General features: G+C 46.8%; 13 protein-coding genes, 1 tRNA gene, 1 pseudogene and 1 riboswitch. Of the genes and pseudogenes, 10 read left to right on the top strand and 5 right to left on the bottom strand.

Features of this window, described 5'->3' with window-relative positions:
• Positions 1 to 161 precede the first annotated feature (161 nt).
• The 7 genes from BMZ71_RS03510 to thiT all read left to right on the top strand — a co-directional run bounded on the left by BMZ71_RS03510 (position 162) and on the right by thiT (position 7,716).
• Entirely contained in the window at positions 162 to 797 is a 636-nt protein-coding gene (locus BMZ71_RS03510) for a helix-turn-helix transcriptional regulator (RefSeq protein WP_086988252.1), read from the top strand.
• A 15-nt stretch (positions 798 to 812) separates the two neighbouring features.
• Complete coding sequence (locus BMZ71_RS03505) at positions 813 to 1,640, top strand: pyruvate, water dikinase regulatory protein (RefSeq protein ID WP_086988253.1); 828 nt, start codon at positions 813 to 815, stop codon at positions 1,638 to 1,640.
• Positions 1,641 to 1,670: 30 nt separating this feature from the next.
• A complete protein-coding gene (gene ppdK, locus BMZ71_RS03500; protein ID WP_086988254.1) occupies positions 1,671 to 4,340 on the top strand; it encodes a pyruvate, phosphate dikinase in 2,670 nt (889 codons plus the stop codon).
• A 296-nt stretch (positions 4,341 to 4,636) separates the two neighbouring features.
• Positions 4,637 to 4,975, top strand: a complete 339-nt coding sequence (locus BMZ71_RS03495; RefSeq protein WP_218142761.1) for a zinc ribbon domain-containing protein YjdM — start codon at positions 4,637 to 4,639, stop codon at positions 4,973 to 4,975.
• A 638-nt stretch (positions 4,976 to 5,613) separates the two neighbouring features.
• The gene (locus tag BMZ71_RS03490; protein ID WP_086988255.1) at positions 5,614 to 6,399 is read left to right on the top strand and encodes an NAD-dependent epimerase/dehydratase family protein; all 786 of its coding nucleotides are present in this window, start codon (positions 5,614 to 5,616) and stop codon (positions 6,397 to 6,399) included.
• 147 nt (positions 6,400 to 6,546) lie between these two features.
• Positions 6,547 to 6,867, top strand: coding sequence for a hypothetical protein (locus BMZ71_RS03485; protein ID WP_086988256.1), 321 nt, complete (start codon positions 6,547 to 6,549; stop codon positions 6,865 to 6,867).
• Positions 6,868 to 6,981: 114 nt separating this feature from the next.
• A riboswitch (TPP riboswitch) is annotated at positions 6,982 to 7,083 on the top strand.
• 57 nt (positions 7,084 to 7,140) lie between these two features.
• Positions 7,141 to 7,716 carry an energy-coupled thiamine transporter ThiT gene (thiT, locus tag BMZ71_RS03480; RefSeq protein WP_086988257.1) on the top strand — a complete coding sequence of 192 codons (576 nt, stop codon included), beginning with the start codon at positions 7,141 to 7,143 and terminating at the stop codon, positions 7,714 to 7,716.
• 140 nt (positions 7,717 to 7,856) lie between these two features.
• Here thiT and BMZ71_RS03475 read toward each other — a convergent pair whose 3' ends face one another.
• From BMZ71_RS03475 to BMZ71_RS03460, 4 genes are all read right to left on the bottom strand, one after another.
• A complete protein-coding gene (locus BMZ71_RS03475; RefSeq protein WP_086988258.1) occupies positions 7,857 to 8,261 on the bottom strand; it encodes a hypothetical protein in 405 nt (134 codons plus the stop codon).
• Positions 8,201 to 8,869 carry a helix-turn-helix domain-containing protein gene (locus BMZ71_RS03470; RefSeq protein WP_086988259.1) on the bottom strand — a complete coding sequence of 223 codons (669 nt, stop codon included), beginning with the start codon at positions 8,867 to 8,869 and terminating at the stop codon, positions 8,201 to 8,203. The genes BMZ71_RS03475 and BMZ71_RS03470 overlap by 61 nt, the downstream gene beginning before the upstream one ends.
• A 2-nt stretch (positions 8,870 to 8,871) precedes the next feature.
• Positions 8,872 to 9,258 (bottom strand): hypothetical protein, encoded by a 387-nt coding sequence (locus tag BMZ71_RS03465; protein WP_086988260.1) that lies wholly within the window; start codon positions 9,256 to 9,258, stop codon positions 8,872 to 8,874.
• A gap of 107 nt (positions 9,259 to 9,365) precedes the next feature.
• Positions 9,366 to 10,223, bottom strand: a complete 858-nt coding sequence (locus BMZ71_RS03460; protein ID WP_177187478.1) for a YitT family protein — start codon at positions 10,221 to 10,223, stop codon at positions 9,366 to 9,368.
• A gap of 544 nt (positions 10,224 to 10,767) precedes the next feature.
• Here BMZ71_RS03460 and BMZ71_RS15510 point away from each other — a divergent pair.
• The 3 genes and pseudogenes from BMZ71_RS15510 (at position 10,768) to BMZ71_RS15250 (ending at position 11,388) form a co-directional block, all read left to right on the top strand.
• On the top strand, positions 10,768 to 10,845 hold the full coding sequence (locus tag BMZ71_RS15510) for a lipoprotein (protein WP_370684625.1): 78 nt from the start codon (positions 10,768 to 10,770) through the stop codon (positions 10,843 to 10,845).
• Positions 10,846 to 10,872: 27 nt separating this feature from the next.
• Positions 10,873 to 11,085 (top strand): annotated as a pseudogene (locus tag BMZ71_RS15425) (Ltp family lipoprotein); the annotation flags it as partial.
• A 12-nt stretch (positions 11,086 to 11,097) separates the two neighbouring features.
• Positions 11,098 to 11,388: an Ltp family lipoprotein gene (locus tag BMZ71_RS15250; protein ID WP_093234111.1), complete on the top strand. Its 291-nt coding sequence runs from the start codon at positions 11,098 to 11,100 to the stop codon at positions 11,386 to 11,388.
• A gap of 129 nt (positions 11,389 to 11,517) precedes the next feature.
• On the opposite strand, the gene BMZ71_RS03450 is transcribed toward BMZ71_RS15250, so the two are convergent.
• Positions 11,518 to 11,601 (bottom strand) — tRNA-Leu (locus BMZ71_RS03450).
• Between the last annotated feature and the right edge of the window lie 174 nt (positions 11,602 to 11,775).

Here is an 11,775-nt window from a genome sequence, read left to right as displayed (position 1 = left end):
GACCGTTGTTGATCAGGCTACAAAAATGGCTCCTGGATTGTCGGACGGGACAGAATGTCCGATACATCCCAGCAAAAAGATGTCACTTTTTGTTGACAACACTTTCAATGTGACATACTATATATTCATTAACACATCACATTAAGAATTGAGGTGTAAAAATGGAACTCACTGACAGGCAAAAACAGATCATCGAAATCGTCAAGAAACAACAGCCGATTTCCGGTGAAAAGATTGCGTCCATACTAGGATTTGCACGGGCGACGCTGCGGCCCGACTTTTCGCTGCTGACAATGAGCGGCATCCTACAGGCCAAACCGAAAGTCGGTTATCTGATCAACGAGGAGCACACCAACTCCGTGCTGGTCGAACAGATCGCCAAACAAAAAGTCGAAAAGGTAATGGCCATCTCGGTCAACCTCACCAAAGAAACGAGCATCCAGGACGCCATCATCCAGCTTTTCCTTGAGGATTGCGGTTCCCTTTATGTCACCGACAACCGGGAAATACTCGGGATCGTTTCCCGCAAAGATCTGCTCAAAAGCGCTCTGGGCGACTCCGATCTGAATGCCATCCCGGTCGGAATGGTGATGACGAAGATGCCGAATCTATATACCGTCTTCAGCGACACGCTCGTTGTCGATGCCACGAAACTGCTCGTCACCCATCGCGTCGACAGTTTGCCGGTGCTTTCCCGTCCTGTTTATGAGGAGACCGGCAAAAAAGAGGTCATCGGAAAATTTTCGAAATCGACCGCCAGTAGATTGTTGCTTGATATATTCAACAAAGACCTTTAGGAGGACAGTGTGCAAATGGACCTTTACGCGATTTACTTAGTATCCGATTCCGTCGGCGAGACGGCCGATGTAGTGATCCGTTCCGCCCTCTACCAATTCGAGACGGAAAATTACCAACTGAAGAAATATTCCTACGTGCAAACGACCGAGGAAATCGACGATATCTGCGCAAAAGCTTCCGAGGAAGGGAAGGCAATGATCTTTTACACCTTCGTGAAAAAGGAAATGGCCGATCACATGATGGGACAGATCGAAAAGTCCGGTCTTATCGGCGTTGACATCTACAGTCCGATTTTGACTGGTTTGGGTCAACTGTTCCAGCTTCCGGCCAAGGAGAAGCCGGGCATCAACCGCCAACTCAACGAGGACTATTTCAACCGTGTTGAGGCCATCGAGTTTTCCGTCAAATATGATGACGGCCGCGATCCGCGCGGCATTGAAAAAGCGGACATCGTGCTGGTCGGCGTGTCCCGCACATCCAAGACACCACTGTCGATCTATCTGGCGAACAAGAACGTTAAAGTCGCGAACATTCCGCTCTTTCCGGAATCGAAGCCGCCGAAAGAAATCTTCACGATTGCACCGGAGCGGATCATCGGCCTGGTGAATTCGCCGAAAAAACTCAATGAAGTCCGCAAAGAGCGCCTGAAGACACTGGGACTGCCGCCCTCCGCCAGTTACGCCGGCATGGAGCGCATCCTTGAGGAACTCGAATACTCAGACAAGATCATGAAACAGATCGGCTGCGAAATCGTCGACGTTTCGAACAAAGCGATCGAAGAAACCGCAGACCACATCCTGCACTACATGGATGTCATGAATATCAGCCGCAAGCAACTATAACCTATAATCAGCCACAAGGAGGAAAAGCATATGACGAAGCAATGGGTTTACCGTTTTTCAGAAGGCAAAAAAGAACAAAAGATGTTGTTGGGCGGCAAAGGCGCCAACCTAGCCGAGATGACCAATCTTGGCCTGCCCATCCCTCCAGGATTCACGATCTCGACGGAATCCTGCATCCATTATTTCGATGAAGGCCGAACACTTTGGGCTGCGCTCAAGCAGCAGATCGATTCCGCCCTCATCGACCTGGAAAATGCGGTCGGAAAATCTTTCCATAACCCTGCCAACCCGTTGCTGGTGTCGGTCCGTTCCGGTGCCGCCTTCTCGATGCCGGGCATGATGGACACAATCCTGAATTTGGGGCTGAACGATGCATCTGTCGCTGGTCTGGCTGAACAGACGCAGAACCCGACTTTCGCTTTCGACAGCTACCGCCGTTTCATCCAGATGTTCGCCGATGTCGTGAAATCCGTTCCGCGCATTCATTTCGAAGCGATCCTGGATACAGTCAAAAATGAGAACGGTTACGCGTTCGACAACCAATTGACTTTGGAAGACCTGACCGAGCTGGTCGCGCAATACAAAGCCGTCTACCAACGCGAAACCGGCGAAACTTTCCCGCAGGAACCGTTGGATCAATTGCACCAAGCCGTCCAGGCTGTCTTCTCTTCATGGAATAATGAAAGGGCTATTCTGTACCGCGATATTCACAACATTTCGCATAACCTCGGCACAGCCGTCACCGTCCAAAGCATGGTGTTCGGCAACCGCGGCAACGATTCTGGTACCGGTGTGGCCTTCACGCGCAACCCGGCGACCGGCGCGAAAAAACTGTTCGGCGAATTCCTGATGAATGCGCAAGGCGAGGATGTCGTGGCCGGTATCCGCACGCCATTGGACATCGACACACTGGAGCAAGTGATGCCTGCCGTCTATAGCGAATTCAAGGTCATCGCCGAAAAACTGGAGGACCACTACGCCGATATGCAGGACATCGAGTTCACGATCGAAAAAGGGAAACTATACTTGCTGCAGACACGCAACGGGAAACGGACAGCGGCCGCAGCCGTCGCAGTGGCCGTGGATTTGGCCGACGAAGGCCTGATCACGAAAGAGGAAGCCGTGATGCGCATCGAAACCGGCCAACTGGACCAGTTGCTCCACCCTACTTTCGATACGAAAGCTTTGGCTGAAGCTCCCTTGTTGACGACCGGGCTCGGCGCTTCACCTGGAGCGGCATCCGGACATATCTACTTCTCCACAGCCGCTGCCGAAGCAGCAAAAAAGGACGGCCTGCCAGTCATCCTGGTCCGCCGCGAAACATCGCCTGAGGATTTGGCCGGTATGATGAGTTCGGAAGGCATCCTGACGGCACGCGGCGGCATGACTTCGCACGCGGCAGTCGTCGCCCGCGGTTTGGGAAAATGCTGTGTGGCCGGCTGTACCGCAGCCGTCATCGATGAAGAAAACAAAACAGTTGTCATCGATGACGTCACCCTGCACCAAGGCGATCTGCTGTCGATCGACGGCGCAACCGGCAGAGTCTACGCCGGCACCATCGCCAAGCAAAATCCGACTTTGGGCGGTAAATTCAGCACCTTCATGGAATGGGTCAATGAAATGAAAGTGCTGCAGGTCAAAGCCAATGCGGACTCCCCAACCGACGTCAAACAGGCATTGTCCTTGGGCGCGGAAGGCGTCGGCCTGTGCCGGACCGAGCACATGTTCTTCCATAAAGACCGGATTCCGGTTGTCCGTCAGATGATCCTTTCCCGCACTTTGGACGAACGCAAGAAGTACTTGTCTGAATTGTTGGGAATGCAGCGCCAGGATTTCCAGGAAATGTTCGCCTTGCTGCAGGATCGCCCGATGACCGTCCGCTTGTTGGACCCGCCGTTGCATGAATTCCTGCCGACAGCGCATGCTGATAAGGTTGCCCTGGCAGAGGCGATGGGAGGCACTTTGGCGGGACTTGAGGCGCATATCGATTCGCTACATGAAGTCAATCCGATGCTAGGACACCGTGGCTGCCGTTTGGCCGTCACTTACCCGGAAATCTACCGGATGCAGGCGCGCGCCATCATCGAAGGCGCCATCATTGCGGCCGAAGAAACCGGCAGCATAATCATACCGGAAATCATGATTCCGTTGGTCTGCGACGTCGACGAGCTGCGCTACGTCAAAGCGGAAATCGTGGCGGAGATTGAGGAAGTATTCTCTGAGAAGGCTGCGACCATCCCCTACCTGATCGGAACGATGATCGAAATCCCGCGCGCCGCGGTCACTTCCGACGAAATCGCGATGGAAGCCGACTTCTTCAGCTTCGGCACGAACGACATGACCCAGATGGGATTCGGCTTCTCCCGCGACGACGCCGGCAAGTTCCTGCAGGAGTACGAAGACAAAGGCTTGCTGAAGCCGAATCCGTTCCACTCGTTGGACGTCAAGGGCATCGGCAAACTCGTCAAATTGTCCGCCAAATTGGGCCGCGAAACCAACCCTGGCTTGGTGCTGGGCGTCTGCGGCGAACACGGCGGCGATCCTGAATCCATCGCCTTCTTCTCAAGCATCGGCTTGGATTACGTTTCCTGCTCGCCTTTCCGTGTGCCGATCGCCCGCTTGGCCTCCGCGCAGGTAGCGATTAAAGAGAGCAGAGCGAAAATGTCTGTACAGAAGGATGTTGTGTTGAGCAGCATCTGATCGAAAAGGCCCGGATCGATGACTTCGATCCGGACCTTTTTGGAATGTCATAAAGCGCTTGCGCTCTAGTTGTCCGATTCTACATGGTTATCGGACAACCTCAGTCAACAACACATATAGAGCCTTCCCAATCCGTTATCTTTCTTCTTATTGGTTATTATTCTTATATTGTCTATTTTCTATTGTCAACAAGGCGAAAATATGGCAGTATAGAAGCATCTTCCGCCTTGGATAAAAGGCCGGAAATGGAAAATAAAAAGACAGTTAATCAAAACAACGGAGGAATAAAAATCATGATGGAATTACCGAATTGCCCGAAATGCGGCTCCCCTTACACTTACGAAGACGGCACAATGCTGATCTGCCCCGAGTGCGCACATGAATGGAGTGCGGATGCCGCTGAGGCAGCGAACGAAGATCAATTGATCGTCAAGGACGCAAACGGCAACCTGCTGCAGGACGGCGACACTGTTACGGTCATCAAGGACCTGAAAGTCAAAGGCAGCTCGAGCGCATTGAAAGTCGGCACAAAAGTCAAAGGCATCCGTTTGGTCGAAGGCGACCACAACATCGACTGCAAAATCGACGGCTTCGGCGCTATGAAACTGAAGTCCGAATTCGTCAAAAAAGCGTAATCCCGATTCAAAAAAACTGGCGAGGCACCCGAAAGGGAACCTCGCCAGTTTTTCTATTTTCACATTTTATCGGGTGATACGTTACCATGCTATCCGGCCTCACGCCTTTCATCGGTACGATGGCTGTCACACCTGACAGCTAGGAGATATGCGTCGGATCACCGTTCCTTTCCGTTTTGACTTGTTTTGAGAAAGTAGTATGATCATCACCCCCGTTTGATGCTCGGCATTATGATGATAAGCCCCGCTGGTACCTTTCAGGATCAACAAAAAAACACATGCGAAAGCACGTGCTCTGTCGGGCAATAGAATGAATGGGAAGATTGTTGCACAACAGATCCGCACTGACCTTGAAAAGCGCGCATTTGCAAATTCAACAAGTCCATCTGACTCACCCCTTCGTTTTCGATTGAAAAGTGTCTTGCCCTTGCCTATCATCTTACCCCTATTATACAGGGATAACGCCCGGGTCTCAATTAATTTACCTACATTTTACTCAAATATAACATTCCCTTTTCGTCCGACGAATCGCCGTTTTTGTAAGGGCTATCCTTTGACATTTTCCGGTGGCTTGCATACAGTTAAACCAAAGACGTTCACGATAGCAACTGTAAAAAAAACAAGGGGGTATTTCGACAATGACCACAATCATGATCACCGGCGCAAACGGTAATATAGGAAGAATTTTGGCGGATCATCTGAAGGAGAGCTACGAACTGACTTTGGTGGATATCCATTTCCATAACGTCGATCCGGCCCTTTTGGAGGGCACCATCGTCAAGGAATTGGACCTGACTATCGTCGGCAACTGGGACGGGCTGCTGGAAGGGATCGATTACGTTATCCATCTGGCCGGCAATCCTTCACCCGATGCTATTTTTGACGATGAGCTGATCGATTTGAACTACAAAATGCCCTACTATCTGTTTAAGGAATCCTCCAAGTACGAAAACTTCGTCAAACGTATCATCTTCGCCAGTTCCATCCATGCCGTCAGCGCTTACCCGAAAAATGTGCAGGTTCACGTCGATGAACCTGTCCGTCCGGGCGATATTTACGGCGTTTCGAAAGTCTATCTGGAAGGATTGGCCAGCCACTTCGCCTTTACGGAAGGCCAAGAATCCATCGGCATCCGCATCGGCAACTTTGATGAAAACCTCGATGACCCGATCGTCGACGAAGCGGGCTTGGCCGAATACCTGTCTCCACGGGACCTTTGCCATTTAGTCGACTGCGCCCTCAAAGCTAAACTTGTTGAGCCGTTCCTGTTGGTGAACGGGCTATCGGATAACCGCTTCCCACGCTTGGACATCTCACAGGCCAAAACTGCCCTCGGTTATCGGCCGAGCGATGATGCTTTTGTGCTGAAGGGCTATTTCCAGGATGACAACGGCGACCCGATCGAACTGTCCGAAGAAGATTAATGATTCATAGATTTGGGAAGAATTTACCGTTTTTGTGCGATTTCGCCAAAATCCACCGCCGCTGGCTATTGAAGAGCCGGAAACGAACTGATAAGATGTTCAGTGGAGACAATACATATGTCAGATAGACGGAAGGATGTACACTAAATGGCGAAAAAAAACAAAGGCAACCAGATCCAACGCAGAAATGTGACCCCAAAAGTACCGGAACTGCATAAAAATAATACTGGCGCGGCGACCAAGAAAAATCTGCCGGTCGACGAAGATCCAGCACTGCAGAATTCCTTTAATTACACGATGTACGGGATGCTGATAGGCGCTTCAATCGGCTACTTCGCGGGCAACCTGACGATCGGCTTCGGTATCGGAATGCTGGCTGGCGGCGTGGTCGATTCCTACCTGAATTCCAAAAAGAAAAAGAAACGCGAAGCCATCCTGAAAGCACAGGCCGAAAAAAAACAGAAATAGGTCCTTTTGCACAAACGCGAAGCCCGGCAGCAGTTTTTCCGGAAGTGCTTTTGTGCAGCGTGCACCTTGCATAACCAAGCCAACTGTAGTAAAGTTAGCTGTAACTAAATAGACCGTTTCACAAAGGGGGGCCGTCCGCGGCTGAGATTGAACATAGATTCTGACCCTTCGAACCTGTTCGTTAGCACGAGCGTAGGGATTGTGATTGAGAAATGAAATTCATTCTCCTCCTTTGTTGATGGTGTGTTATGCCCAAAAAGGAGGAGTTTTTTTATGTCAAAAAATCTGAACATCTGGATCGAAGGAACCATCATCGCCGCCTTGGCGACCGTGTTGTCCTTGGTTCCTTTCAATATCGGCCCGAGTTTTTCCGTGACGGTGGGAGCGCCGGTGATGATGCTTTACTGCCTGCGCCGCGGCCTGATCCCCGGCTTCTTCGCCAGTTTCCTGTGGGGTGTGCTGCACATCCTGATCGGGACGGCCTACATTTTGACGCCGCTGCAAGGATTCATCGAGTACTTCATCGCTTTCGGTTTCACCGGTTTGGCCGGCCTGTACACGCAGAAAGTCCAACAAGCAATCGCTGATCAAAACCAAAAAGCATTGGTGTGGCAAGTCACATTAGGCACGATTGTTGGAACGGTCGGTCGCTACTTCTGGCACACGATTGCCGGCTACTATTTCTGGGGATCCTACGCCCCTGAAGGATGGAGCGCATGGTTCTACTCCATCGTCATGAACGGCGTCAGCGCCTTGGCGACCGGCGCATTCACCATCATGGTCCTGGTGGTCATCGCGAAAACGAACCCGCAATTGTTCGTACCGAAAAAATCGGTGCGCGGGTACTGACATAAACTTTTATAAAATGAATTTCACAAAAAAGCCCGAATCTGTTCACCTGACAGATTCGGGCTTTTTGCTTCAAATAATCGATTTTGATATTAGGTAGTACTATTTAACTGAAACAGAGTCGTGCACAACATAAACTGCTAGGATTCATTCTTACTTTTTTGTTCAAACATTTCCTCAGGAACTTCAGTAGGTATTTCTATCGGATGCCCATACGCTTTCCGAGTAATAAAAGATACTGATTCACTTATTTCAGGCATAACATAGTTCAACATTTTAACCGGATTCTCAAATTCGTGTAACTCCACGTTCTCTTTACTGTTATTCGAATTGAAATATCCTGCACATGTCACAGTTAAGAATGGAGTTCCTATATCTCCGTTATACAACGCGATAACTCCGGTTACTTTAATTTTTGACTTGTCTTCAATATTGACACTCACTTTAAAATTATTTTCAACATTAATTTCACCCGATATATTAACTATTTTGAAGTTAACATCTTCAAGGGCTGTTTCGATGAAATTATAGCTGATTCTGTCCATTGTTTATCTCCCTCATCACTAATTTTCTTAGCTTTGTAATTCAGCTTATCCGTAACACGCACTATTACGTGTTCTGCTGCTATATTGTAATCGATGATAACCATTATCATTTTATCAGTTTTCCTGATTGAAAAAGTACTTAATTTATCAATTGTATCAGTTATCCTCAAATAGTTTTCATCTGTTAAATCATTTTTTCTTGATTCAACCAATTTTTTGAACGCACTTGGATCCTCAGACAACCTAATCAAACTATCAATATATTTAGATTGAATACTTCCATTCTCAATAGAAGAAAGATTACTATAACTAATGCCTAATACAGCACCATAATCTCTTATGGTCATATTGTATTTATTTCTAATCTTTTTTACTGCTTCTGAACTAAGTAGATTATATTTTTCCCTATAAAGATTATAATCTTTTTCTAAATTTTTATCAGGATTTTCAAAAGGTTCGAATAATTCACCATCCGATAAGCGTCTATAATATTCGTGACTCACCAAAAAATTGTCACCTTTCACCGTTGTTTGCTCTTCAATTTCAATATATTCAAATTTCTCATTCTTCCCGGTTTCACTCGAGAATCGTTCAATGATTTTATTCATAGCTATTCCACCTCTCCTGTCCTATCTAATGGAAAGTGTTCAATTTTTTGTTCACGAGGGTGAAAAGACATATATCCCGCAACAAAATCTTCATTTTCAATAATTAACTCCAGTTTCACATATAATTGAATATCATCTAGCATCATGCCGAACTCCACAACTGTGCGATTCTTTTGATGGTGGTGTTCTGATGGACCTCTGAAATAATGTTTTGACTCAATATTTTCTAAAATGAAGCTATTCATGGCTTTATTGGTCCATCCAATTGTTCTCAGGAACTTAGTGGTCTTAGAATTTACTTCTGAATAATCAATTTCCCCTTGATCAGCACAACATTTGAAGTTAGAAAGAAAAATATTGACTTGAGTTTCTAGCAATTTATCTGTCACCTATACACCTACTACACTCATTTTTGTTACTCCTTAGCAACATCATACCATAATTGAAAAAATGTACAATTATAAATCAACTACTTTGTACTCATTTATCAATAGCATCAACCTTGTTCCCGTTCCAGTGTGAAGCCCTTCCCTGCGACTTCATGCACCTGTCCGATGATCACGAAAGCAAATGGATCGATGTCGTTGACCAAGGCATTGATGGCGGACAGTTTACGCTGCTCGATGACGCAAAGCACCGCTTGCTGCTGCACCCCTTCAAAGGCCGTTTCGATATTCACCAGCGTCAGACCCACATCCTGCACATACAGCAGCGCCTCTTTGATTTCCTCAAACTTTTTGGAAATGATGAAAAGCTGCATCTTATTTGTTCCGGTGACCATGACTTTGTTTATGACGATGGACGTCAGGAACACCATGATGAGCCCGTAAAGGATCTGTTCCATGCTGGAAAAGAACGCCTGGACCAGCAGGAAAATGACGTCGAACGCATACATCCCCACCGCAACCGGAATGCGGAAATGCTTGTTCAGGAGCAGCGGCGGAATGTCCATCCCACCCGTGGAAGCCCCGACCTTGAACACCAGCCCCACTCCCAATCCGCACAGGATGCCAGCGTAGATCGCCGAAAGTAGGATGTCATCTGTCATGTCCTGCAATGCAGGCACTGTCCGGAAAAAAGTTAAAAACGTTGGAAAAATGATCGTGCTCAGGATTGTCGTCAAAGCGAACTTTTTGCCCAACAAGGCGGCCCCAACGAAAAACATGAACCCATTAAAAATCAGCACGACCAAAGAAATGTTCAATCCGAAAAAATGATTCAAAATAATGGCAAGACCCGTCGTACCCCCGGCGATCAGAGTCTTCGGCAGGATAAATACCGCAATCGCAAATGCGACGATGATATTCCCCGCAACAACTGCGGCTATCGGTTTTAAAGTGTGCAGTAGTTTCAAAAATGTCACTCCTTTTCTGAGATTTAAAGTAGTTGGATACCTTTCGGGAAAAAGATATCCACGCCATTATAACAGATATACTGGTGATGAAAAGGCCAGTATCATTCTTTATTGACTAGAACTATCATTTGAGAAACACTTAAAAGACTGTCAAATATTAAATAGAAATTTTCCGAAATTTCCTAAGTAAAATATTTCATTTTGTCTGCAATATTTATCAATTGTTAGGGTATAATTATATTAATGAAATATAACCTTCCTTTAACTCGACATTATGTGGAGGAAGTAGACCCTACTGCCGAATTTGACTCAAGGTTGATTGCAGAAGAATTTAACCAGAGTCTATTCTTAGAAGAAGATACGGATGGAATTGAAGAAGTCATTTAACATCAAAAAAGAAGCATAGTCTTCAGATCCGGACACTTTGAATCCAAGCAGTTGCTGTCATGATTTATCGGTGATTCTTTAAGCCAAACCGTTTTCCTGGTTTTGTGATATTCACCGCATCTGCGGTTGATATAAAAAACTAACTGGAGGAATCAACATGAAGAAGAATTTGTTATTTTTAAGTAGTGCCTTAGTTTTGGCTGCATGCGGAACAACCAGTGGTGGTGAAGTTTAAGAAGAAGCCTCATCAACTGCAACGGCCATTCCAGCAGCAGTTTCAGATTCAACTTCGACAGCCAGCAAGGAAACAGTAATTGCGCCTGTTGAAGAACCTACTCCACAATCGGATGTTTCTAGAGAATTTAAAAATGCTGTCGGTAGTGCTGAGGACTATCTGAATTATTCGAGTTTTTCCAAGCAAGGATTATACGACCAACTGTTATACGAAGGGTTCCCTGAAGATGCCGCACAATATGCGATTGATAGCGTGGTTACGGATTGGAATCAGAATGCGCTCCAAACAGCCGTTGACTACTTGGACTACTCTTCTTTCTCTTATCCAGGATTGTATGATCAATTGGTTTACGAGGGTTACACTGCTGAACAAGCACAATACGCTGTTGACAACGTGGTTACGGACTGGAATCAGAATGCGCTTCAAACAGCCCTTGATTATTTAGAATACTCCTCTTTTTCCGATCAAGGTTTATATGATCAATTGATTTACGAAGGTTACACTGCTGAACAAGCACAATATGCCATCAGCAATCTACCTTAGTCAATAAATAGCTTCTACCCCATTTCAGGAGTGTAACTTGATCCTTCGGGAACTATCTCACAAGCTATGGGAATAAAAAAATAGGATTTCCGGCATCGGTACGATGAAGGAAACCCTATTTTTGTTTGATGCGGCCAAGAAGACTCGAACTTCCACGGGAGTAACTCCCACCAGCCCCTCAAGCTGGCGCGTCTGCCATTCCGCCATGACCGCAAAACCAACTATTTCATTATACTTTCGAAGTGGTTTTCTGTCAACGGAAATTAATAATATATATCCATACCTGAATTATTGGTAAATTGTAAAATGAAATGCATAAGGAAATAAACAAAAAAATCATGTAGATACGATATACTTGTTAGCAACCAAACCAAAAGTATAAGGGGT

Origin of the sequence: Trichococcus flocculiformis, assembly GCF_900113645.1 — a bacterium.
In the GTDB taxonomy this organism is placed as follows: domain Bacteria; phylum Bacillota; class Bacilli; order Lactobacillales; family Aerococcaceae; genus Trichococcus; species Trichococcus flocculiformis.
Note: the sequence above shows the minus strand (reverse complement) of the source record. Positions and strands in the feature narration are given on the sequence as shown.